Source organism: Rhodococcus sp. Z6_132 (assembly GCF_058133635.1).
On record NZ_JBYUNP010000001.1, the window covers coordinates 1,278,291 to 1,298,977 of the forward strand.

24 protein-coding genes are annotated in these 20,687 nt (G+C 73.5%); 15 read left to right on the forward strand and 9 right to left on the reverse strand.

Translation table 11 applies throughout. From position 1 onward, the window contains the following. Positions 1 to 33: 33 nt before the first annotated feature. Positions 34 to 720: a Crp/Fnr family transcriptional regulator gene (locus AC3YO9_RS05945; RefSeq protein ID WP_127781792.1), complete on the reverse strand. Its 687-nt coding sequence runs from the start codon at positions 718 to 720 to the stop codon at positions 34 to 36. A gap of 114 nt (positions 721 to 834) precedes the next feature. Next, complete coding sequence (locus AC3YO9_RS05950) at positions 835 to 1,119, reverse strand: hypothetical protein (RefSeq protein ID WP_241249565.1); 285 nt, start codon at positions 1,117 to 1,119, stop codon at positions 835 to 837. Between the two features lie 168 nt (positions 1,120 to 1,287). On the opposite strand from AC3YO9_RS05950, the gene nth reads away from it, so the two are divergent. From nth to AC3YO9_RS05970, 4 genes are read left to right on the forward strand one after another with little or no spacing between them, the layout of a single operon-like run. Further along, positions 1,288 to 1,977 carry an endonuclease III gene (nth, locus tag AC3YO9_RS05955; protein WP_127784574.1) on the forward strand — a complete coding sequence of 230 codons (690 nt, stop codon included), beginning with the start codon at positions 1,288 to 1,290 and terminating at the stop codon, positions 1,975 to 1,977. Then, on the forward strand, positions 1,974 to 2,630 hold the full coding sequence (locus tag AC3YO9_RS05960; protein WP_127781793.1) for a TlpA disulfide reductase family protein: 657 nt from the start codon (positions 1,974 to 1,976) through the stop codon (positions 2,628 to 2,630). Before nth ends, AC3YO9_RS05960 begins: the two co-directional genes overlap by 4 nt. Continuing rightward, positions 2,627 to 3,325, forward strand: a complete 699-nt coding sequence (locus AC3YO9_RS05965) for an NUDIX hydrolase (RefSeq protein ID WP_489982452.1) — start codon at positions 2,627 to 2,629, stop codon at positions 3,323 to 3,325. The genes AC3YO9_RS05960 and AC3YO9_RS05965 overlap by 4 nt, the downstream gene beginning before the upstream one ends. Next, on the forward strand, positions 3,322 to 4,506 hold the full coding sequence (locus AC3YO9_RS05970) for a MarP family serine protease (protein ID WP_127781795.1): 1,185 nt from the start codon (positions 3,322 to 3,324) through the stop codon (positions 4,504 to 4,506). Before AC3YO9_RS05965 ends, AC3YO9_RS05970 begins: the two co-directional genes overlap by 4 nt. 26 nt (positions 4,507 to 4,532) lie before the next feature. Here the strand turns inward: AC3YO9_RS05970 and AC3YO9_RS05975 are convergent, their stop codons facing one another. From AC3YO9_RS05975 to acs, 3 genes are all read right to left on the reverse strand, one after another. Next, positions 4,533 to 5,465 (reverse strand): alpha/beta fold hydrolase, encoded by a 933-nt coding sequence (locus AC3YO9_RS05975; RefSeq protein ID WP_489982453.1) that lies wholly within the window; start codon positions 5,463 to 5,465, stop codon positions 4,533 to 4,535. Between the two features lies 1 nt (position 5,466). Beyond that, positions 5,467 to 5,931: a phage holin family protein gene (locus AC3YO9_RS05980; RefSeq protein ID WP_127781797.1), complete on the reverse strand. Its 465-nt coding sequence runs from the start codon at positions 5,929 to 5,931 to the stop codon at positions 5,467 to 5,469. A 138-nt stretch (positions 5,932 to 6,069) separates the two neighbouring features. Further along, positions 6,070 to 8,031 carry an acetate--CoA ligase gene (acs, locus tag AC3YO9_RS05985; protein ID WP_489982454.1) on the reverse strand — a complete coding sequence of 654 codons (1,962 nt, stop codon included), beginning with the start codon at positions 8,029 to 8,031 and terminating at the stop codon, positions 6,070 to 6,072. 104 nt (positions 8,032 to 8,135) lie between these two features. On the opposite strand from acs, the gene AC3YO9_RS05990 reads away from it, so the two are divergent. Then, positions 8,136 to 8,927 (forward strand): Fic family protein, encoded by a 792-nt coding sequence (locus AC3YO9_RS05990; protein WP_489982455.1) that lies wholly within the window; start codon positions 8,136 to 8,138, stop codon positions 8,925 to 8,927. 108 nt (positions 8,928 to 9,035) lie between these two features. Then, positions 9,036 to 9,473, forward strand: coding sequence for a pyridoxamine 5'-phosphate oxidase family protein (locus tag AC3YO9_RS05995; protein WP_127784575.1), 438 nt, complete (start codon positions 9,036 to 9,038; stop codon positions 9,471 to 9,473). Between the two features lie 342 nt (positions 9,474 to 9,815). Here AC3YO9_RS05995 and AC3YO9_RS06000 read toward each other — a convergent pair whose 3' ends face one another. The 3 genes from AC3YO9_RS06000 to AC3YO9_RS06010 all read right to left on the reverse strand — a co-directional run bounded on the left by AC3YO9_RS06000 (position 9,816) and on the right by AC3YO9_RS06010 (position 12,057). Next, complete coding sequence (locus AC3YO9_RS06000) at positions 9,816 to 10,643, reverse strand: HAD family hydrolase (protein WP_489982456.1); 828 nt, start codon at positions 10,641 to 10,643, stop codon at positions 9,816 to 9,818. A 233-nt stretch (positions 10,644 to 10,876) separates the two neighbouring features. Continuing rightward, a complete protein-coding gene (locus tag AC3YO9_RS06005; protein WP_489982457.1) occupies positions 10,877 to 11,473 on the reverse strand; it encodes a TMEM175 family protein in 597 nt (198 codons plus the stop codon). After that, positions 11,470 to 12,057, reverse strand: coding sequence for a DapH/DapD/GlmU-related protein (locus AC3YO9_RS06010; protein WP_489982458.1), 588 nt, complete (start codon positions 12,055 to 12,057; stop codon positions 11,470 to 11,472). Before AC3YO9_RS06010 ends, AC3YO9_RS06005 begins: the two co-directional genes overlap by 4 nt. 170 nt (positions 12,058 to 12,227) lie before the next feature. Here AC3YO9_RS06010 and ssd point away from each other — a divergent pair, with 170 nt between their 5' ends. The 7 genes from ssd to AC3YO9_RS06045 all read left to right on the forward strand — a co-directional run bounded on the left by ssd (position 12,228) and on the right by AC3YO9_RS06045 (position 17,025). Further along, positions 12,228 to 13,313, forward strand: a complete 1,086-nt coding sequence (gene ssd, locus AC3YO9_RS06015; RefSeq protein WP_489982459.1) for a septum site-determining protein Ssd — start codon at positions 12,228 to 12,230, stop codon at positions 13,311 to 13,313. After that, complete coding sequence (locus AC3YO9_RS06020; RefSeq protein ID WP_127781804.1) at positions 13,301 to 14,494, forward strand: TadA family conjugal transfer-associated ATPase; 1,194 nt, start codon at positions 13,301 to 13,303, stop codon at positions 14,492 to 14,494. The genes ssd and AC3YO9_RS06020 overlap by 13 nt, the downstream gene beginning before the upstream one ends. Further along, a complete protein-coding gene (locus AC3YO9_RS06025; RefSeq protein WP_489982460.1) occupies positions 14,491 to 15,279 on the forward strand; it encodes a type II secretion system F family protein in 789 nt (262 codons plus the stop codon). Before AC3YO9_RS06020 ends, AC3YO9_RS06025 begins: the two co-directional genes overlap by 4 nt. A gap of 131 nt (positions 15,280 to 15,410) precedes the next feature. After that, positions 15,411 to 15,992: a type II secretion system F family protein gene (locus AC3YO9_RS06030; protein ID WP_489982585.1), complete on the forward strand. Its 582-nt coding sequence runs from the start codon at positions 15,411 to 15,413 to the stop codon at positions 15,990 to 15,992. A 117-nt stretch (positions 15,993 to 16,109) separates the two neighbouring features. After that, the gene (locus AC3YO9_RS06035; protein ID WP_127784577.1) at positions 16,110 to 16,307 is read left to right on the forward strand and encodes a DUF4244 domain-containing protein; all 198 of its coding nucleotides are present in this window, start codon (positions 16,110 to 16,112) and stop codon (positions 16,305 to 16,307) included. Further along, a complete protein-coding gene (locus tag AC3YO9_RS06040) occupies positions 16,307 to 16,690 on the forward strand; it encodes a TadE family type IV pilus minor pilin (protein WP_489982461.1) in 384 nt (127 codons plus the stop codon). The genes AC3YO9_RS06035 and AC3YO9_RS06040 overlap by 1 nt, the downstream gene beginning before the upstream one ends. Beyond that, the gene (locus AC3YO9_RS06045) at positions 16,687 to 17,025 is read left to right on the forward strand and encodes an Rv3654c family TadE-like protein (protein ID WP_489982462.1); all 339 of its coding nucleotides are present in this window, start codon (positions 16,687 to 16,689) and stop codon (positions 17,023 to 17,025) included. Before AC3YO9_RS06040 ends, AC3YO9_RS06045 begins: the two co-directional genes overlap by 4 nt. A gap of 21 nt (positions 17,026 to 17,046) precedes the next feature. On the opposite strand, the gene AC3YO9_RS06050 is transcribed toward AC3YO9_RS06045, so the two are convergent. Continuing rightward, positions 17,047 to 19,371, reverse strand: a complete 2,325-nt coding sequence (locus tag AC3YO9_RS06050) for a DEAD/DEAH box helicase (protein ID WP_489982463.1) — start codon at positions 19,369 to 19,371, stop codon at positions 17,047 to 17,049. A 295-nt stretch (positions 19,372 to 19,666) separates the two neighbouring features. Here AC3YO9_RS06050 and AC3YO9_RS06055 point away from each other — a divergent pair, with 295 nt between their 5' ends. Together AC3YO9_RS06055 and AC3YO9_RS06060 are read left to right on the forward strand one after the other, a co-directional pair. Continuing rightward, entirely contained in the window at positions 19,667 to 19,870 is a 204-nt protein-coding gene (locus AC3YO9_RS06055) for a cold-shock protein (protein WP_127781809.1), read from the forward strand. 202 nt (positions 19,871 to 20,072) lie between these two features. Beyond that, positions 20,073 to 20,627 (forward strand): hypothetical protein, encoded by a 555-nt coding sequence (locus AC3YO9_RS06060; protein WP_489982586.1) that lies wholly within the window; start codon positions 20,073 to 20,075, stop codon positions 20,625 to 20,627. Positions 20,628 to 20,687: the final 60 nt, after the last annotated feature.

The following is a 20,687-nucleotide window of genomic DNA, read 5'->3' on the forward strand; positions in this document are numbered from 1 at the left end:
GGGTGGTGCTCACCGGCTCCCGGACGTCAGCGGCTAGCGCGCGCGGCGAGCCAGGCGCTCGGGGTCGGAGATGAGCACGCTCTTGCCCTCCAGGCGCAGCCAGCCGCGCTGGGCGAAGTCGGCGAGGGCCTTGTTGACCGTCTCGCGGGAGGCGCCGACCAGCTGGGCGATCTCCTCCTGGGTGAGGTCGTGGGTGACCCGCAGCGCGCCAGCCTCCTGGGTGCCGAAGCGCTGGGCCAGCTGCAGCAGGGCCTTGGCGACGCGGCCGGGGACGTCGGTGAAGATGAGGTCCGCCAGGTTGTTGTTGGTGCGGCGCAGCCGGCGGGCCAGCACGCGCAGCAGCTGCTCGGCGATCTCCGGGCGCTGGGTGATCCAGGACTTCAGCGCGGAGCGGTCCATGCTCACCGCGCGCACCTCGGTGACCGTGGTGGCGCCGGACGTGCGGGGGCCGGGGTCGAAGATCGACAGCTCACCGAACATGTCCGAGGGGCCCATGATGGTCAGCAGGTTCTCGCGGCCGTCCGGCGAGCGCCGACCGATCTTCACCTTGCCCGAGATGATGATGTAGAGCCGGTCGCCAGGCTCACCCTCGTTGAAGATGGTGTGACCGCGGGGGAAGTCCACCGGCTGCAGCTGATGCGTCAGCGCCTGCACCGCTGCGGGCTCGACGCCCTGGAAGATGCCCGCCCTGGCGAGCACCTCGTCCGTGTCCGTGTCCACTACCACTCCTCTTTCGATCACCAGCCGCACAGGTTTTGCCCGGGTGCGCGCCGACGTTGATGCCGGGACCAACCATCTTAGTGCGCTGATGTCACTGGCATCACACCACGTCGGTCAGTGGGATTGCGCACCCAGCCCGGTCGCGGTGGCCGCGACCTTGGCCTGGCGACGGCGCGCCCGACGGCCCGCCCGGCGACGGCGAATGCGGAAGACGTCCATGCTGCGCGGCAGCCCCTCGCGGACAAAGGTGTTGACCTCGTCGTCGCTCGCCTGAGCGAAGAACTGCTCGAGGTCCTCACCACCCACGGAGCTGCGACGCAACCGCGACTCGACCCGCTCCATGGACAGCGCGAAGAACATCAGCAGCACCGGGAAGATGACAACAGCGAGGCCCTCCATGCTTGCGAGTATCCCCCATCTCACTGGCCGCTCTCCCGCGGAGGGCGCACGGTGACCGAGCCGTGACCCGCGGCGGCCACGGCTACGTACTGTGTGGCTGTGACGAGAGGACTGGCCCGCAGCCGCGCTGCGGAGACGCGGCTGGGGCTGGTGCGCCGAGCGCGCCGGATGAACAGGGCGCTGGGCGTGGCGTTCCCGCACGTCTACTGCGAGCTGGACTTCAGCACGCCGCTGCAGCTGGCGGTGGCCACCATCTTGTCCGCCCAGTGCACCGACAAGAAGGTCAACCAGGTGACGCCGGCGCTGTTCGCCCGCTACCCCGACGTGTACGCCCTGGCCGGGGCCGACCGCACCGAGCTGGAGGAGCTGATCCGCCAGACCGGCTTCTACCGCAACAAGGCGTCGTCGCTGCTCGGTCTGGCCCAGACGGTGGTGGAGCAGCACGACGGGGTGCTGCCGAGCACGCTGCCCGAGCTGGTGGCGCTGCCCGGCATCGGCCGCAAGACCGCGAACGTGATCTTGGGCAACGCCTTCGGGGTGCCGGGCATCACCGTGGACACCCACTTCGGACGGCTGGTGCGCCGCTGGGGCTGGACCGCCGAGGAGGACCCGGTGAAGGTGGAGCACGCCGTGGGCGCGCTGTTCGAGCGTCGCGACTGGACAGTGCTCTCGCACCGGGTGATCTTCCACGGCCGCCGGGTGTGCCACTCGCGCAACCCGGCGTGCGGGGTGTGCGTGCTGGCGGCTGACTGCCCCGCCTACGGCACCGGCCCCACCGATCCCGCCGCCGCCGCCAAGCTGGTGCGTGGGCCGGAGGCTGAGCACCTGCTGGCGCTCGCCGGGCAGCAGCCTGCATGACGCGACTGCGAGCCGCGCTGCTGAGTCCCACGGTGCGGTGGAACATCGTCGGCGTGGCCGTGGTGCTGGCCCTGGTGGCCGCGCTGTGGCCCCGGACCGACTCCGCGCCGGTGCCGGGCTCCGCCGGAACCCAGGCCACCCAGCAGCAAGACCCTGCCCGGCTCGCCGAGGTCGCGGCGGCCGCCAACCTCGACCCCTGTCCTGCCGCCGACGGCCCGCGCAGCACCGGCCCGCTGGCTGACCTGCGGCTGCAGTGCCTGGCCGGCGGGCAGACGGTGGACCTGGCCACCGCGCTGGGTGGACGACCGGCGGTGCTCAACCTGTGGGCCTGGTGGTGCGGCCCCTGCGCCAAGGAGCTGCCGGTGATGGCCGAGTTCGCCGCGCGAGCCGAGCCGGAGGTGGCGGTGCTGACCGTGCACAGCGACCCCAACCAGCTGCGCGGGCTGCAGGCGATGCGCGACTACGGGGTGCACCTGGCCTCGGTGCAGGACTCCCAGCAACGCCTGGGCGCGCTTGCCGGGGCGCCGGCGGCCTACCCCGTTACTGTGCTGCTGCGGGCGGATGGAACTGTCGCGCAAGTGCTCGCGGTCGCGTTCAGCAGCGTGGACCAGGTCGCCAGCGCAGTCGACCGGTGGTTGGGGGTGCAGGTATGACCGTGCGGCTGGCTGGGCCGGAGGTGCACGTTCCTCCGTTGCTCGAGGGGTTGCTGCGCACCCTGCAGGACGTGTCCATGGCCGACCTGACCCGGATGCGCACGCCGCCGGTCTCCGCGCGTCCCGCGGCCGTGCTCATGCTGTTCTCCGGTCACGACGTGGACGACGCCGACGTGCTGCTGCTGGAGCGCGCCAGCTCGATGCGCACCCACAGCGGCCAGGTGGCCTTCCCCGGCGGAGCCCTCGATCCCGGCGACGACGGACCGGTGGGCGCGGCGCTGCGCGAGGCGGAGGAGGAGACCGGCCTGGACGCCTCGGGAGTGCACCCGCTGGCCCTGCTGCCCGAGCTGAACGTCCCGCCGTCGGGCTTCCGGGTCACCCCGGTGCTCGCACACTGGGCCCAGCCCAGCCCGGTCCGCGTGGTCGACCCTGCCGAGGCCGCCCGCGTGGAGCGCATCCCGCTGCGCACCCTGCTCGACCCGGCCAACCGCTTCCAGCTGCACCACCCCTCCGGCTACACCAGCCCCGCCTTCACCGTGGACGGGTTGCTGGTCTGGGGCTTCACCGGCGGTCTGCTGGCCACCCTGTCGTCGCTGGCCGGCTGGGACCGCCCCTGGGACACCGGCGACGTCCGTGACCTGGACACCGTGCTGCGGCGCACCGGCACCGACCCCGAGCCCGAGGTGACCGCGTGAACTGGGTGGACCTGCTGGTCATCGTGCTGGCGCTGCTGGCCGCGGCGTCGGGCTGGCGGCAGGGGGTGGCCGTCTCGCTGCTGGCCTTCGCCGGCGTGCTGCTGGGCGCGGTGGTCGGCCTGCGGCTGGCGCCCACCTTCGTGGAGATGGTGGACGGCGCCGCCGCCCGGATCGCCGTCGGTGTCGGCGTGGTGGTGATGCTCATCGCCGTGGGGGAGACCCTCGGGGTGCTGGTGGGGCGCACCATCCGCGGCACCATGCGCGTCGCCGCAGTGCGAGTGGTGGACAGCGCGCTGGGCGCGGCGGTGCAGGCGGCGGCCGTGCTCATCGCCGCGTGGCTGCTGGCGGTCCCGCTGGCCTCCGCCGGCGACGCCGACCTGGCCAGCGCGGTGCGTGACTCGCGGGTGCTCGGCGAGGTCAACGACGTGCTGCCCGACAGCGCTCAGCGGCTGCCCTCGGAGTTCGGCGACCTGCTGGACACCTCCGGGCTGCCCACCGTGCTCAGCCCGTTCGCCCGCACCCCCATCACCGAGGTGGAGGCCCCGGACACCGAGGTGCAGGCCAGCCAGGTGGTGCAGCGCACCCGGGCCAGCGTGCTCAAGGTGCGGGCCGCCGCGCCGTCGTGCTCGCGCGGCCTGGAGGGCACCGGGTTCGTGGTGGCCCCGCAGCGGGTGATGACCAACGCCCACGTGATCGCCGGGGCCAACAAGGTGGCGGTGGAGACCGCCGGCGGCCAGCTGTCGGCCACCGTGGTGCTCTACGACCCGCAGAGCGACCTCGCGGTGCTCGCCGTGCCGGGGCTCACGGCGCCGGTGCTCTCCCTGGCCCAGGAACCGGCCACCACCGGGGAGTCGGCGATCGTGCTCGGCTACCCCCTGGACGGGCCCTACACCGCCACCCCGGCCCGGGTGCGCTCGGAGATCTCCCTGCGCGGGCCCAACATCTACGACGACTCCACCGTGGTGCGCGACGTCTACACCGTCCGCGGCCAGATTCGCAGCGGCAACTCCGGCGGGCCGATGATCGACACCAACGGCTTCGTGCTGGGGGTGGTGTTCGGCGCTGCCCTGGACAACGCCGACACCGGCTACGTGCTCACCGGCCCGGAGGTGCGCGACGAGGTGGCGGCCGCAGCGGGGCTGGACCGCCCGGTGGCCACCGGCACCTGCACCGCGTCCTGAGCCGGGAGCGCCGCGCCCGACCGGCGCTAGGGCAGTCGCTGCAGGAAGCCGGCCAGCAGCGCGTTGGTGCGCTCCGGGGCCTCCTGGTGCACGAAGTGGCCCACGCCCGGCAGCAGGTGGTAGTCGCGGTAGGGCGCCCACGGGCCGGACGCCGCTGCGGTCGCGGGCAGCAGGCAGGGGTCGAGCTCGCCGTGCAGCTGCAGCACGGGGATGGTCAGCGGCCGGTCCAGCTCCACGCTGAAGCGGTGGCCGTCGCTGCGCAGCTGGCTGCGCATGGCCCAGCGGTAGTACTCCATCGCGGAGTGCACCACCCCGGGCACCTGCATGGCCTGCTGGTTGCAGCGGGCCACCTCGGCGAACTCGGGGGAGGCGGCCCAGTCCGGACCGGACCACTCCCGCAGCACCCGTCCGATGGCGGCGGCGTCGTCGGCGGGCAGCGTGCGCTCCGGCCAGCGAGGCAGCTGGTAGGCGGCGGCGTGGCGCAGTGCCTTGGCCTGGGCGCCGCCGCTGCGCAGCGCCCGGCGCAGGGCCACCGGGTGCGGGGCCCCGAGCACGGCGAGCCCACGGACCAGCCGCGAGTGCAGGGTGGCGGTGGACCAGGCGATGAGCCCGCCCCAGTCGTGGCCGACCAGCACCGCGCTGGTCTCGCCCAGGGCCCGGATCAGCCCGGCGACGTCGCCGGCGAGGGTCCAGCCGTCGTAGCCGCGGGGCGGCTTGTCGGAGTCGCCGTAACCACGCAGGTCCACCGCGACCACCCGGGCACCCTGCTCGGCCAGCCCGGTCAGCTGGTGCCGCCAGCTCCACCAGAACTCCGGGAACCCGTGCAGCAGCAGCACCAGCGGGCCGGAGCCGTCACGGCCGTCAACCTCGGCGACGTGGAAGCGGATCCCGTTGGCGTGCACGTCGCGGTGCGTCCAGGGACCCTCGATCCGGACGCTGGAGGGATCCAGCGGGGACATCTCAGCTCGCGCGCTTGACGATCTTCGCGTTGTCCTTGATCGCGTCGATGGTCTTCTCGGGCTTGCGGACCTTGCGCACCTTGCGGTAGCCGAGCAGGCCGAACACCGCGGCCACCACGACCATGAGCGCGAAGACGATGCCGAAGGCAGCCGAGCGCGGCAGCCAGATGTCGATGACCTCGGCGATGGTGAAGAACAGGAAGAACGCGCTGAACAGCGCGACGGTGAGGGCGATGACGAAGAAGATGCTGCCCTGCACGCCCTTCTTGACCTCGGCGGTCACCTCCTGCTTGGCCAGCTCCACCTCGGCGCGCACCAGGGTGGAGACCTGCGCGGTGGCGTCCTTCACCAGCGTCCCGATGCTGGGGTTGCCCCGGTCGATCTCGGACAGCGGGATGGAGGCCACCGTGGTGGGCACTCCCTCTCCCGTGCTGCGTTGGCCGGTGCTGCGGTCGCTAGTGCTCAACTCGCCCCTCCACGTGCGTCTTGTGGGCGCCACGGCGCAAGGCCCGGCCACCGCTCGTCAGGGGTCATGGTGCCACGGTTGGTCGCGGACAAGCCGATCAGGCACTGCCCGCGACCAACCCGTGGTGTGCATCGCGGCTCAGGAGGGCTTGTTCAGTCCAGAGGAGATGAGGTCCATCACGGTGGAGTCGGCCAGTGTGGACACGTCGCCCACCTCGCGGTTCTCCGCGATGTCGCGCAGCAGCCGGCGCATGATCTTGCCGCTGCGGGTCTTGGGCAGCTCCGGCACCACCAGGACCTGGCGGGGCTTGGCGATGGGGCCGATCTCCTTGCCGACGTGGTTGCGCAGCTCGGCCACCAGCTCCTCGCCGCCGTCGTCCTGGCCGCCGCGCAGGATCACGAACGCCACGATGCCCTGCCCGGTGGTCTCGTCCGAGGCGCCCACCACGGCGGCCTCGGCCACGGCGTGGTGGCTGACCAGCGCCGACTCCACCTCGGTGGTGGAGATGCGGTGCCCGGAGACGTTCATGACGTCGTCCACCCGGCCGAGCAGCCAGATGGCGCCGTCGGTGTCGATCTTGGCGCCGTCCCCGGCGAAGTACCAGCCCTGCTCGGCGTAGCGCGACCAGTAGGTGTCCTTGTACCGCTCCATGTCACCCCAGATGCCGCGGAGCATCGCCGGCCAGGGCTGGTCGAGCACCAGGTAGCCGGAGACCTCGCCGTCCTCGGCGTGCAGCACGTTGGCCTCCTCGTCCACCACGGCGGCGGAGATGCCGGGCACGGTGGCCATGGCGGAGCCGGGCTTGCAGGCGGTGACGCCGGGCAGCGGGGAGATCATGATGGCGCCGGTCTCGGTCTGCCACCAGGTGTCCACGATCGGGCAGCGGCCGCCACCGATCACCTCGTGGTACCAGAGCCAGGCCTCGGGGTTGATCGGCTCGCCCACGCTGCCCAGCACCCGCAGTGACGACAGGTCGTGGGCGTCGGGGATCTCGCGGCCCCACTTCATGAACGTGCGCACCAGCGTGGGGGCGGTGTAGTAGATGGAGACCTGGTACTTCTCCACGATGTTCCAGTGCCGGTGCTCGTCGGGGGAGTTGGGGGTGCCCTCGTAGACCACCTGGGTGGCACCGTTGCTGAGCGGTCCGTAGACGATGTAGGAGTGCCCGGTGACCCAGCCGATGTCGGCGGTGCACCAGTAGACGTCCTGGCCCGGCTTGTGGTCGAAGACGTAGTGGTGGGTGTACGACGTCTGCGTCAGGTACCCGCCGGAGGTGTGGATGATGCCCTTGGGCTTGCCGGTGGTGCCGGAGGTGTAGAGCACGAACAGCGGGTGCTCGGAGTCGAAGGCCTCGCAGGTGTGCTCGGGTGAGGCCTGTGCGACCGTCTCGTGCCACCACAGGTCACGGCCCTCGGTCCAGGCCACCTCGGAGTCGGTGCGGTTGACCACCAGCACGTGCTCGACCGACTTGGCTCCGTCCACCGCCTCGTCCACCGCGGCCTTGAGCGGGGCAGCCTTGCCGCGGCGCCACTGCCCGTCGGTGGTGATGACCAGGCGCGCCTCGGCGTCGTCGATCCGGGAGCGCAGCGCGCCGGCGGAGAACCCGGCGAACACCACGGAGTGGGTGAGGCCGAGCCGGGCGCAGGCCAGCATGGAGACGATGGCCTCGGGGATCATCGGCATGTAGATGGCCACCCGGTCGCCGGTGACCAGGCCCAGCTCGACGAAGGTGTTGGCGGCGCGGCTGACCTCGGCGAGCAGGTCGCGGTAGGTGATGTCGCGGGAGTCGCCGGGCTCGCCCTCCCAGTGGATGGCCACCCGGTCGCCGTTGCCGGCCTCCACGTGGCGGTCCACGCAGTTGTAGGCGACGTTGAGCTTGCCGTCGACGAACCACTTGGCCACCGGGGCGTCGGTCCAGTCCAGGACCTGCTCGAACGGCTCGTGCCAGTGCAGGCGCCGGGCCTGCTCGGCCCAGAAGGCGTCCCGGTCGGCGTCGGCCAGCGCCTGCAGCTCGGTGCCGGCGTTGGCCTGCGCGGCGAACTCGGGGGTCGGTGCGAACACCTCGGTCTCGGCGTGGGGGGTCTCAGCGCTGGGGGTCATGAGATCAACATATGCGTCGTGCGTCACACCGGCGACCGTAGGTGGGGGTGACGTGGCGCAACTCCGTGCGGTAGTGGCGGTGCACGCCGGTAGCGTTACTCGACGTGTCTGCCGCCGCTCGTTCCTCCGCGCAACCCTCCGCCGACGACCCCCTGGTGCCGATCCTGCGGCTTCCTGGTGTGGCCGAGGCCGCCGAGTCTGCCGGGGCGGCGATCGCCGAGGTGCACCGCCACCGCGCGAACCGGCGGGGCTTCCCGCTCTCAGCCACCGAGGCCTCCATCCGGGCCGCCCGTGCGTCGGCCACCCTCGATGGTGGTGCGCCCGAGCTGCCGGCGGAGGACTCCGACGGCGAGGTGGCCGACCCCGTGCTCGCCGGCTCGGTGCGGGTGGCAGCGGCGCTGGACGGCACCGCCCTGGAGGCCACCCTGCGGGTGTGGAGCCGGGCCCCGCTACAGGTGCTGGCGCGGCTGCACCTGCTGGCCGCGTCCGGGCTGAGCGATCCCGACGCGCTGGGCCGGCCGCGCCCGGGCGCCGGGGTGGCCCAGCGGCTGGACCTGCTGGCCCAGCTGGTCACCGGGGGCACCAAGGTCCCGGCCGCGGTGCTCGCCGCGGTGCTGCACGGCGAGCTGGTCACGCTGGCGCCCTTCGGCACCGCCGACGGGGTGGTCGCCCGTGCCGCCTCCCGGCTGGTGGCGGTGAGCACCGGGCTGGACCCGAAGAACCTCACGGTGCCCGAGGTGTACTGGATGCGCCGTCCGGCCCAGTACCGCGACGAGGCGGCCGCCTTCGCCGCCGGCAGTGCCGACGGCATCGCCACGTGGGTGCTCAGCTGCTGTGCCGCGCTGGAGGCCGGTGCGCGCGAGGCGACCTCCATCGCCGACGCCCACCCGGGCTAGTGCCCTACGCTCCGGAGCAGTTGTGGTCCGCGTCACCCAGGATCGGCCACGGACGTGAAGGAGATTTCCGTGAGTGCTGCAGAGCAGAAGCGCGGCCGCAAGATCGCCATGTCTGCGCCCGAGCGAGACGCGTTCCTGGCCGAGCAGCGCACCTGCCGGATGGCCACCGTCAGCGCCGACGGCGCCCCGCACGTGTCACCGCTGTGGTTCATCTGGGACGGCGAGGCGCTGTGGATGCAGAGCATCACCCGCAGCAAGCGCTGGGCGAACCTGGCTCGTGACCCCCGGGTGGCGGTGGTGGTGGACGACGGTCACGACTACCTGGAGCTGCGCGGGGTGGAGCTGCACGGCAGCGTCGAGGTGGTGGGCGAGGTGCCCCGCACCGGTGCGCCCGACGAGGTGCTGGTGCCGATGGAGCGCAGCTTCGCCCAGAAGTACTTCGGTCTGGACGAGCTGCCGCACGACGGCAAGCACGCGTGGCACCGGCTGGTGCCGACCAAGATCGTCAGCTGGGACTTCCGCAAGCTCGCCGAGCTGGGCCGCTAGCCCGCCTCGCCCCGCGCACGCGGAACGACGCCCCGCCAGGGGTGGCCGGGACGCCGTTCACGGTCACGAGCAGCTCGGGTACCAAGCGTGCACGGTGCGCGGAGTTGGTAGGCCTCGGCGTCAGAGGACATCTGTCGACTGTCGCAGGCCCTGCCACGCTGCCTTTGTCGTCGGCCTGCGCGTGGGTTCCGAGCGTTTCGCGTCGAGCCTCGAGTGGGGGGTGAGACCTTCTCATCCGATCCCACCGTGGCCGGTTCGCGGCTCTGCCCTCAGTTCTACGCCGTGATTTCGCCCACATCAAGACTCTTCGGGCAACGACTCCTGCCCCGTGCTGGTGGCGGATCAGCGCCCGCGGCGACGGCGGGCGAGGCCGTACCAGGTGGCGCCGGCCGCCGCGGCGCCCAGCCCTACCGCGGCGGTGGCGACGGCGGAGGAGGAGGCCGTGGGGATGCGGGCTCGCAACGGCACCGGTGCGGAGAAGGTGAGCATCGGCCAGCCCCGCTGGGTGGCCTCCTTGCGCAGCAGCCGGTCGGGGTTGACGGCGGTGGGGTGCCCGACCGCGGTGAGCATCGGCAGGTCGGTGGAGGAGTCGCTGTAGGCGTAGCTGGCCTCGAGGTCGTAGCCGCGCTCGTCGGCGAGCCGTCGGATCGCCTCCGCCTTGGCCTCGCCGTAGCAGTAGAAGTCGACCTCGCCGGTGTAGCGCCCGTCGGCCTCCACCATGCGGGTGGCCACGCTGTGGTCAGCACCGACCATCCGGGCGATGGGGGTGACCATCTCGTCGCCCGACGTCGACACCACCACCACGTCGTGGCCCCGCGCCTTGTGCTCGGTGATGAGCTCGGCGGCCTCGACGTAGACCAGCGGGTCGACCACGTCGTGCAGCGTCTCCTCGACGATGGCCCGGACCTGCTTGACGTCCCAGCCCGCGCAGAGGGAGGTGAGGTGGGCACGCATGCGCTCCACCTGGTCGGCGTCGGCGCCGGCGAGCAGGAAGAGGAACTGCGCGTAGCTGCTCTTGAGCACTGCTCGGCGGTTGATCAGGCCCTCGTGGAAGAACGGGCGGCTGAAGGCCAGCGTGCTGGACTTGGCGATGATCGTCTTGTCCAGGTCGAAGAACGCCGCTACCGGGCGCTGGTTGGTGGGCACGGCAGCGGTCACACGAGGCAGCATAGGGCGCGGCCCCGACATCGGCCGGGGAAGTATCGACACGGGTGGTGCATGTGTCGAAGTTTTGGGGGTAGAGTCGACGTCGCCTGGACTTGTTCCAGGTGTGCTCAGCCCGACCCCCCGGGGCTGAGCTCGACGACCCCCGCCCCTCCCCCCTGGCGGGGGTCGTCCCTTAACTTCCGGACGCTGTCGTCAAGGACGAGTTCTCCTGTATTTCGGAGTCCCGACCTCCAGCGTTACCGCATCCGCAGGAACAGCCGCAGCAGCGGCCCCTGCAGGACCAGCAGGAGCAGGGCCCACAGCCCCACGGTCGGCACGGCCACCCCGAGCGCCAGCGCTGCGGCCAGCGCGACCGCGGCGCTCGCTGCGTGCAGGACGCCGAGCCCGGTGCGCTCGCTCGGGGCCGTCAGTGCCTCGTCACGACTCATCAGCACCGCCATCGCCAACCCCGCCGCGCTGGTCACCAGCATGGTGCCGATGTAGAGGCCCACCGCTCCACGGTGCTGACCGTCGAGCGTGGCCACCACCTGGGTGGGAAACGGCAGGAACACGATGCTGAGCAGCCACAGCATGTTCAGCCACACCAGTGCCGGCGTGTGTCCCCGCAGCGGTTGGAACAGGCGGTGGTGGGCCGCCCAGAAGCGGCCGATCACCACGAAGCTGAGCACGAACGCGAGCAGCTGGCTGCGGTGGTCGGCGAGCACCTCACCGAGCGGTCTGGCCTGCACCTCGGGCGCGATGTCCACCAGCGGCAGCACCAGCAGCGTGGCGGCGATGGCCACGACCGCGTCGCTGTAGCTGATCAGCCGCTCGACGGCGCGTTGCTCGCTCACCCGCTCGGGAAGGCGTCGTACCCGGTCATGCGGATGAGCTTGGCCGGCACGCCAGCGACGATCGCGTTGGCCGGCACGTCCTTGGTCACGACCGAACCAGCTCCCACGATCGCGCCGTCACCGACCGTCACGCCCGGGACGACGGTCACCCCAGCACCGAGCCACACCTTGCGGCCGATCACGACCGGCGCCGGGGACATGTCCGCGCGCTGGTCGGGGTTGATCCCGTGGTTGAGCGTCGTCAGGGTGCTGCCGTGGCCGATGAGCGCACCGTCCCCAACGGTGATGCCGCCGGTGTCCTGGAAGCGGCAGCCGATGTTGATGAAGACGTCCTTGCCCAGGGTGAGGTTCTTGCCGAACTCGCTGTAGAACGGCGGGAAGACAGCGACTGACTCGTGCACGGTCTTTCCGGTGAGTCGAGCCAGCAGGGCGCGCACCTCCTCGGGGGTGCGGTATCCGGTGTTGATCTCGGCCACGGTCCGCAGCGCCTCCTGGGCGGCGCCGTGCATGAACTGGTGTTGTTCGGAGCCGGCTTCGATCAGCGCGCCGCGGTTCACGTGGTCCAGGAAGTCCTGCAGCTCCATCGTCCGGATCCTGCCACTCAGCGCTCGTCGTGGTGCCGCGGTGCCTCAGTGATCACTGGGACGGGGACTTCTGGGGCGTGCCGGGTGGCCCTGTCCACAGCGGGCGGAGTCATCCACAGGTCACAGCCGCACCACAGGGCTCGCGGGGGAGTCCGCCCACGCTGACTGTCATGACCACCACGGCCCCACGGATCCTCGCTCTGCTGTCCGCCGAGTCGCTGCAGGAGGAGGCGCTGCGCCTGGCTGCCGCCGCGGGCTGCGAGCTGGAGCTCTGCCTGGACCCCGGCGGGGCGCGGCTGTCCTGGGGCAGCGCGCCGCTGGTGCTGCTCGACGACCGGGCGGCACAGGGCTGCGTCGCGACCGGGCTGCCGCGCCGACCCGGGGTGGTGGTGCTGGGCGAGGGACCGGTGGGCGACGAGCCCTGGCGCAGCGCCGTGGCGGTGGGGGCGGAGCACGTGGTGACCCTGCCCGAGGGCGAGCGGTTCCTGGTGCACCTGATGAGCGAGCAGCAGGAGACTTCGGCTGGCGCCGGGCTGGTGGTCGCCGTGCTCGGCGGACGCGGCGGAGCGGGGGCCTCGGTGCTCGCGGCTGCGGTGGCCACCGCAGCGGTGGCGGAGGCTCACCGCTGCCTGCTGGTCGACTGCGACCGCCTGGGCGGCGGGTTGGACCTGGTGCTCGGAGCCGAGGACCGCGCGGGCCTGCGGTGGTCCGGGGTGGCCCTGACCGGCGGCAGGGTGGCGGCCGGTGCGCTGCGGGAGGCGCTGCCCAGCGCCGACGCCCGCGGTCTGCTCACGGTGCTCTCCTGCGGGCGGCAGGAGAGCGTCCCCTCGGCCGAGGCGGTGGCGGCAGTGGTGGACGCCGGGGCGAGGGGTGGCGAGGTGGTGGTGTGCGACCTGCCGCGAGACCCGGGCCCGGTCACCGCCGCAGTGCTCGACCGCGCGGACCTGGCTGTGCTGGTGGTACCGGCCGAGGTGCGGGCGTGCGCCGCAGCCGCCGCCCTGGTGCAGGCGCTGGGGGCGCACGGCGCAGGGCTGCAGCTGGTGGTGCGCGGCCCGGCACCCGGTGGTCTCCGCGCGGTCGACGTCGGGCAGGCCCTGGGGCTGCCGCTGCTGACGACCATGCGCCCGCAGCCGGGGCTGGGTGCAGCGCTGGAGCGGGGTGGGCTCAGCGAGACGCGGCGCTCGCCGCTGTTCAGCGCGGCCCGGCAGGTGCTCGCCGCGCTGGAGACCGCCGGTGGCCGCGGGTGGGCGGCGTGAGCGCGCTGCTGGAGCGCGAGGAGCTCCTGGACCGGGTGCGCCACCGCCTGGCCGAGGTTCCCGGGGAGCTGAGCCCGGCGGTGGTGGCCGCGGCGATCCGCGCAGAGTCCGGTGGGGTGCTCGGGGACACCGACCTGCTCGCCGCGCTGCGGATGCTGCAGACCGAGCTCTCCGGTGCCGGGCCGCTGGAGGGGCTGCTGCACGAGCCTGACGTCGCCGACGTCCTGGTCACCGCGCCGGACGCGGTGTGGGTGGACCGCGGCGCCGGGCTGCGGCGCAGCGAGGTGCGCTTCGCCGACGAGGCCGCCGTCCGCCGCCTGGCCCAGCGGCTGGCGCTGTCGGCCGGGCGCCGGCTGGACGAGGCTCAGCCGTGGGTGGACGGTCGGCTGCCCGACGCGGGCTACGGCGGGGCCGGGGTTCGGCTGCACGCGGTGCTGCCACCCGTCGCCGCCGATGGCACCTGCCTGTCGCTGCGGGTGCTGCGCCCGGCAACCCAGGGCCTGGACGCGTTGGTGGCCGGCGGCGCCGTCAGCGTGGAGGGCGCGCAGCTGCTGGCGGCCATCGTGTCCGCGCGCCTGGCCTTCCTCGTGGTCGGCGGCACCGGCGCCGGCAAGACGACCCTGCTGGCCGCCCTGCTCGCCCGGGTGGACGCCGCCGAGCGCATCGTCTGCGTGGAGGACGCTGCCGAGCTGGCGCCCCAGCACCCGCACGTGGTCCGCCTGGTCGCGCGTGCGCCCAACGTGGAGGGCGTCGGTGAGGTGACCGTGCGCCAGCTGGTGCGCCAAGCCCTGCGGATGCGGCCGGACCGGGTGGTGGTGGGGGAGGTCCGCGGCGCGGAGGTGGTGGACCTGCTCACCGCCCTGAACACCGGGCACGACGGGGGAGCGGGCACGGTGCACGCCAACTCCCCGCAGGAGGTGCCCGCCCGGCTGGAGGCACTGGCCGCGCTGGGCGGGCTGGGGGCCAGCGCGCTGCACAGCCAGCTGGCCGCCGCGGTGCAGGTGGTGCTGCACGTGCACCGCGGCGCCGACGGGGCCAGGGGGTTGACCGGCATCGGCGTGCTCACCCGCTCACCCGGCGGCACCGTCTCGGTGCTGCGGGCGTGGACCCGCGACGACGGCGCCGGCGCGGGCATGGGGCTGCTGGTCGAGCTGCTCGCCCAGCGCGGGGTGCCGCTGTGACCGCCACCCTCGCCCTCGCAGCCGCCCTGCTCGTGCTGCCCGACAGCGGTGCCCGAGCGCGGCTGCGTGGGCTGGGCCACGACGCAGCTGCGGCACGCCGCCTCCCGACGCTGTCGGCGGCCGGGGTGGCTGTGGCCGCTGCGAGCGTCGGCGTGCTGGCGGGCGGACCGCTGCCGGCCGTGGCGGCGCTGCTGCTGGCGGTCACCGCCCACCGGCGCTGGCGGCTGCGCCGACGGTCCCGCGAGGACGCGCTGGCCTCTGCCACGCTGGTCGCGGCGCTGGAGGTGCTGGTCGGCGAGCTGCGGGTGGGCGCCCACCCGGCAGCAGCGTGCGCCGCGGCGGCTGCGGAGGTCAGTGGTCCGGTGTCGGTGGTGCTCGCCGAGGCCGCTGCCCGCGCCCGGCTGGGTGCCAGCGCCGCGTCCGGGTTGCGCTCGCGCCGACCCGGGCTGGACGCCGAGCTGGACCGGGTGGCCGCCGCGTGGCGGGTGGCCGACGAGCGCGGGGTGGCGCTGGCCGAGCTGCTCGAGGCGGTGCGCCGCGACCTCGCGGGCCGGTTGCGCTTTCGCAGCCGCACCGAGGCCGGGCTGGCCGGTGCCCGCTCCACGGCCGCGGTGCTCGCGGGTCTGCCGCTGCTGGGCATCGCGCTGGGCCAGGCGATCGGCGCGCACCCCGTGCGGCTGCTGCTGCGCGACACCACCGGCGGACTGCTGCTGGTCACCGGCACGGTGCTGATCTGCGCGGGCCTGGCCTGGACCGGGCGCATCACGGCCAGGGCCGTGCGGTGACGGCCACGGCGGTGCTGCTCGCGCTGGCTCTGCTGGCGGCGCCCACGGTGCCGTCCCGCGCCCGGGTGCAGGCCCTGCTCAGCGCCGCGGACCCGAGCCGGTCGAGTCGGGCTGACGCGGTGGCCCCGGTGGTGGTGGCTGTACTGCTGGGGCTCGCGGCCGTGCTGGGCGTCGGCGGTGCTGCCGGAGCGACCTGCGGGGTGCTGCTGGCGGCGGGTGGCTACGTGGGGATGCGCCGAGTCAGTCGCGGTCCCGCCACTCCGCCAGACCGGCTGGGTGCGGCGGGTGCCTACGACCTGCTGGCCGCGTGCCTGTACTCCGGGCTGCCGGTGGCCACCGCCGTGCTGGTGGTGGCCCCCTCGGCGCCCCCGGCTATGGCTGCGGCGCTGCGCCAGGCGGGCGAGCTGCTCCGGCTGGGTGCCGACCCGGCAGCGGCCTGGGCCGCGGCGGCGGAGCAGGAGGACACCGAGCCGCTCGCCCGGCTCGCCCGCCGCTCCGGGCGCTCCGGTGCGTCGCTGGCCGGGGGCGTGGCCGAGCTGGCCGAGCTGCAGCGGGCGGCCGCCGAGGACAGCGCGGCCGCGGGGGCCGAACGCGCGGGCGTGCTGGTGGCCGGGCCGCTGGGGCTGTGCTTCCTGCCGGCCTTCGTCTGCCTCGGCGTCGCGCCGGTGGTGGTGGGGCTGGCCGGGCCGCTGCTGCAGGGCGGGCTTGTCTGAGCCACGAGTTGTCCACCGTGGACGGTCCACGGTGCGCAGAAGGGGGACGTGATGACCAGAACCACGCAGGACGTGCGGAAGCAGGACGGTGCAGGAGCGAAGGGCACGGGGGAGACGATCAGCCTCAAGCAGCGGCTGACCACCAGGCTGCTGCTGGCAGCGGCGCAGGACGACGGGATGTCCACGGCCGAGTACGCCATCGGCACCATCGCCGCCGCAGCCTTCGGGGCGGTGCTCTACACCGTGGTCACCGGTGACTCGGTGGTCGGTGCGCTCACCGGCCTGGTGCAGCGAGCGCTGTCCACCAGCGTCTGATGCGAGCCGTCGGTCGGGCCGCCGTCCGCGATGACCGTGGCGGGGTCACGGTGGAGGCAGCCATCGCGCTGTCCTCGCTCACCGTGGTGCTGGTGGCGGGGATGGGCGCGGTGCTCGCGGTGGCGATGCACGTGCAGTGCCTCGACGCTGCGCGGGAGGCGGCCCGGCTGACGGCGCGGGGAGAGGGAGAGCGGGCGGTGTCGGTGGCCGAGCAGGTGGCGCCCCGCGGAGCGGCGGTGTCGGTGCGCACCGAGGGTGACACCGTGGTGGTGCGAGTGGAGGCCACCAGTGCCCTGCTGCCCGCGGTCGACATCTCCGGGGAGGCGGTGGCGGTGCTGGAGCCCTCTGCCGGAGAACCCAGCGCCGCGCTGGTCGGGCCGTGAACGAGCGGGGTTCGGCCACCGTGTGGACGGTGCTGGGCATGGCCACGCTGCTGGTGGTGGTCGGCGTGGTGGTGCAGCTCGGTGCTGCAGTCGGCGCCCGCCACCGTGCGGAGGCCGCTGCCGACCTCGCGGCGCTGGCCGCGGCGAGCCACGTGCTGGAGGGGGAGGCCGCTGCTTGTGGGCGGGCGGCGGTGGTCACCGACGGGATGGACGTGAGCCTGGCGTCGTGCCGCCTGGACGGCTGGGACGCGGTGGTGGAGGTGGACGCCGCCGGACCCGCCTCGCTGGGCTCCGCCCACGGCCGAGCCCGCGCCGGCCCGGTGCAGGGCGAGTGAGCGGGGGCTGGGCGGAGGTGGCTAGGCGGAGATCGCGGCGAGCACGGCGTCGAGCACCCGCACCGCGCCCGCCTTGTCCAGCGGGTTGTTGCCGTTGCCGCACTTGGGCGACTGCACGCAGGACGGGCAGCCGCTGGTGCACTCGCACGCCGCGATCGCGTCCCGGGTGGCCTGCAGCCATCGCGGCAGCTCGGTGTGCCCGCGGTCGGCGAAGCCCGCCCCACCGGGGTGGCCGTCGTGCACGAACACCGTGGGCAGCCCGGTGTCGGGGTGCAGCGCCGTGGACACCCCGCCGATGTCGCCGCGGTCGCAGGTGGCCACCAGCGGCAGCAGCCCGATGGCGGCGTGCTCGGCGGCGTGCAGCGAGCCCGGCACGTCGGCCGCGGCCACCCCGGCGCGGGACAGCAGCTCCTCGGTGACGGTGTACATCACCGCGCGGGTGCGCAGCGTGTTCGCCGGCATGTCCAGCTCCACCGACTCCAGCACCTCCCCCGACGGCGCCCGGCGCAGGTAGCCGGTCACCTGGCTGGTCACGTCCACCTCGGTCAGTGCCACCGACACCTCGCCGTGGTTGGTCTGCTCCAGCACCTTGACGATGGCGATGTCACTGGCCTCCCGGGCCGAGGTGGACCAGTCGGGGTCCTCCGCGTGCACCAGCGCCACCCCGTGCTCCAGGTCCAGGGCGTCCACCACGTACGACTCACCCTGGTGCAGGTGCACCGCGCCGGGGTGCACCTGGGCCGGCGCCTGCCCGTTCTCCACCGTGCCCAGCATCCGGCCGGTGGACTCCTCCACCACCGCCACCAGCAGGCCACCGGAACCACGCAGGTCCAGCTCCTGGTGCGGGTGCTGCCCCGCGGCCAGGTACCAGCCGCGCGGGCGTCGGCGCAGCACGCCCAGCTCGCACAGCTCGGCCAGCAGCTCGGTGGGCGAGCCCCACAGCTGCTCCACCTCGGCGTCGGTCAGCGGCTGCTCGGCCGCGGCGCAGGCCAGGTGCGGGCCGAGGATGTAGGGATTGGTCGGGTCGGTCACCGCCGCCTCCACCGGGCGGTCCAGCAGCGCCGCGGGGTGGTGCACCAGGTAGGTGTCCAGCGGGTCGTCCCGGGCCACCAGCACCACCAGCGAGCCCTCGCCGCGCCGTCCGGCCCGGCCGGCCTGCTGCCAGAACGACGCCACCGTGCCGGGAAAGCCCGCCACCACCACCGCGTCCAGGCCGGCCACGTCCACCCCCAGCTCCAGCGCGTTGGTGGTGGCCACCCCCAGCAGCGTGCCGTCGTTGAGCGAGCGCTCCAGCTTGCGGCGGTCCTCGGCCAGGTAGCCGGCCCGGTAGGCGGCCACCCGCCCGGCCAGCGCGGGGTCGACCTGTGCCAGCGCGCGCTGCGCGCCCAGGGCGGTCAGCTCCGCCCCCCGGCGGGAGCGCACGAACGTCATGGTGCGGGCGCCCTCCACCACCAGGTCGCTCATGATCCGTGCGGCCTCGGTGCCCGCGGGCCGGCGCACCGGGGCGCCGTTCTCCCCGGTCACCTCGGCCAGCAGCGGCGGCTCCCACAGCGCCACCGTGCGCGGTCCGTGCGGCGAGCCGTCCTCGGTCACCGCCACCACCGGTGCACCCACCAGCCGCGACGCCGCGGGACCTGGGTCGGCGGAGGTGGCGCTGGCCAGGATGAACACCGGCTCGGAGCCGTAGCGCGCGCACAGCCGCTGCAGCCGGCGCAGCACCAGGGCCACGTGCGAGCCGAACACCCCGCGGTAGGAGTGGCACTCGTCCACCACCACGTAGCGCAGCCGGCGCAGGAAGCGCACCCAGCGCTCGTGCCGGGGCAGCACCCCGCGGTGCAGCATGTCCGGGTTGGTGAACACCCAGCGCGAGTGCGCCCGCACCCAGTCGCGCTCGTCCAGCGGGGTGTCGCCGTCGAACATCGCCGCCCGCACCTCCCGGTCGCCCAGCGCCTGCGCCGAGCGCAGCTGGTCCGCGCCCAGGGCCTTGGTGGGAGAGAGGTACAGCGCGGTGGCCCGCGGGTCCTGGGCCAGCGCGGTGAGCACAGGGAGCTGGTAGGCCAGCGACTTGCCCGACGCGGTGCCGGTGGCCACCACCACGTGCTGCCCGGAGTGGGCCAGCGTGGCCGCGGTGCTCTGGTGGGTCCACGGCTGGGCCACCCCTCGCTTGCCGAGCGCGGACACCAGGGCGGGCGTCACCCAGCCGGGCCAGGCGGTGTGGGCAGCCACCCGGGCAGGCAGCTGTGCGACGTGCGTCACAGGTGACTGTGCGCCGGGAACGCCGGCCAGCACCCGGTCGAGCAGCTCGGAGCCGTACGTGCCGGGTGAGCAGGGCAGAGAGGTAGTCATCTGGGTGCGACCCTAGTCCCGCCCGCACCCCTGCACGAGCACCCCCGAGCGGCGCGGATGGGGTGTGCATCACAGAGATTTGGGGTGATTTCTGCCCGTGGGGTGTCGCCGAGGCGAAGATCGTGGTTCACTTGTACTCGGTCGCAGCTTCTGTGTTCGTGAGGTCTTGAGAAAGCACACGCGCTCGCAGGATCGGTGTTGCGGGTGTGGTGTCTTTCGGGGGGCCCACTCGTTACCGACCCGGTAGGTCGTACGTGCGGCCGACTGAAATCATTTTGCAAGAGGAGATACAGGCATGGCACAGGGAACTGTGAAGTGGTTCAACGCGGAGAAGGGGTTTGGCTTCATCGCCCCCGAGGACGGTTCGGCTGACGTCTTCGTGCACTACTCCGAGATCTCGGGCAGCGGCTTCCGCACCCTCGAGGAGAACCAGCGCGTGGAGTTCGAGGTCGGCCAGGGCACCAAGGGTCCCCAGGCGACGGGCGTCCGCGCCCTCTGAGTTTTCCCACTCAGCTTCACTGAGCCCCCACCGTCCTCGACGGTGGGGGCTCAGTCATTTCTGGGCACGGGCGCCGGCGGGCCCGTCGACCGTGCCGCGTCAGCTCAGCACACAACCGGGGGACATGAACGATGCGGGGCAACACCAGCTGTCGAGGGCAGGGCCGGCGGTGACCGACCAGCTGTCCTTCTTCTCTGCGGACATGGCCGTGCCCGCGGTGAGCGACCTGGCGGGGCTGCTGGTCGCGCACGGGCAGGCGTTCCGCGCTGGGGGGCGCACGCGCGTGTCGGTGGTGCTCGATGCCCCGTGGCGTGCCGTCGCGGTGGCTGAGCTGATCCGGGAGACCGGACTCACGGCTGAGACGGACGTCTCCGAGCAGGGTGCGCCGCTGGTGCGCACCGGTGGCTCCGACGGGCTGGCCGCGCTGGGCCGGGCCTGGACCAAGGGGGCGGTCAAGGCCGTGCCCCGCGGCTGGGTGCCCGACGGCCGGGCGCTGCGCGCGTGGGCCCTGGCAGCGGGCCGCTGCCAGGACAACGACTACGTCCTGGGGCTGGACCCGCACGCGCCGGACACCCACCAGGCCGCGGCCGCCGCGCTGGCCCGCGCCGGCCTCGCCTCCATCCTGCTGGGCGCCCGTGGGGGTGGCCCGAGCCTGCGGGTGAGCGGGCGGCGACGGGTGCTGCGCCTGAGCGAGATGCTGGGTTCGGCACCGTCGGCAGTGCCCGCCAGCGGGTACTGGCCGGTCGCGAAGCGCTGAGACTCAGAGCGCACCGCACCCGGCCGCCTACTGTGGTTGTGGGCGTCGTGTGCCACTCTG

Coding starts and splice junctions, on each gene's coding strand:
- AC3YO9_RS06055 (WP_127781809.1), top strand. CDS start 19,667: ATGGCACAGGGAACTGTGAAGTGGTTCAACGCGGAGAAGGGGTTTGGC.
- AC3YO9_RS06060 (WP_489982586.1), top strand. CDS start 20,073: ATGGCCGTGCCCGCGGTGAGCGACCTGGCGGGGCTGCTGGTCGCGCAC.
- AC3YO9_RS05975 (WP_489982453.1), bottom strand. CDS start 5,465: ATGTCCCCGCTGGATCCCTCCAGCGTCCGGATCGAGGGTCCCTGGACG.
- AC3YO9_RS06050 (WP_489982463.1), bottom strand. CDS start 19,371: ATGACTACCTCTCTGCCCTGCTCACCCGGCACGTACGGCTCCGAGCTG.
- AC3YO9_RS05965 (WP_489982452.1), top strand. CDS start 2,627: ATGACCGTGCGGCTGGCTGGGCCGGAGGTGCACGTTCCTCCGTTGCTC.
- ssd (WP_489982459.1), top strand. CDS start 12,228: ATGACCACCACGGCCCCACGGATCCTCGCTCTGCTGTCCGCCGAGTCG.
- AC3YO9_RS05950 (WP_241249565.1), bottom strand. CDS start 1,119: ATGGAGGGCCTCGCTGTTGTCATCTTCCCGGTGCTGCTGATGTTCTTC.
- nth (WP_127784574.1), top strand. CDS start 1,288: ATGAACAGGGCGCTGGGCGTGGCGTTCCCGCACGTCTACTGCGAGCTG.
- acs (WP_489982454.1), bottom strand. CDS start 8,031: ATGACCCCCAGCGCTGAGACCCCCCACGCCGAGACCGAGGTGTTCGCA.
- AC3YO9_RS05995 (WP_127784575.1), top strand. CDS start 9,036: ATGTCTGCGCCCGAGCGAGACGCGTTCCTGGCCGAGCAGCGCACCTGC.
- AC3YO9_RS05960 (WP_127781793.1), top strand. CDS start 1,974: ATGACGCGACTGCGAGCCGCGCTGCTGAGTCCCACGGTGCGGTGGAAC.
- AC3YO9_RS06010 (WP_489982458.1), bottom strand. CDS start 12,057: ATGGAGCTGCAGGACTTCCTGGACCACGTGAACCGCGGCGCGCTGATC.
- AC3YO9_RS06040 (WP_489982461.1), top strand. CDS start 16,307: ATGCGAGCCGTCGGTCGGGCCGCCGTCCGCGATGACCGTGGCGGGGTC.
- AC3YO9_RS06000 (WP_489982456.1), bottom strand. CDS start 10,643: ATGCTGCCTCGTGTGACCGCTGCCGTGCCCACCAACCAGCGCCCGGTA.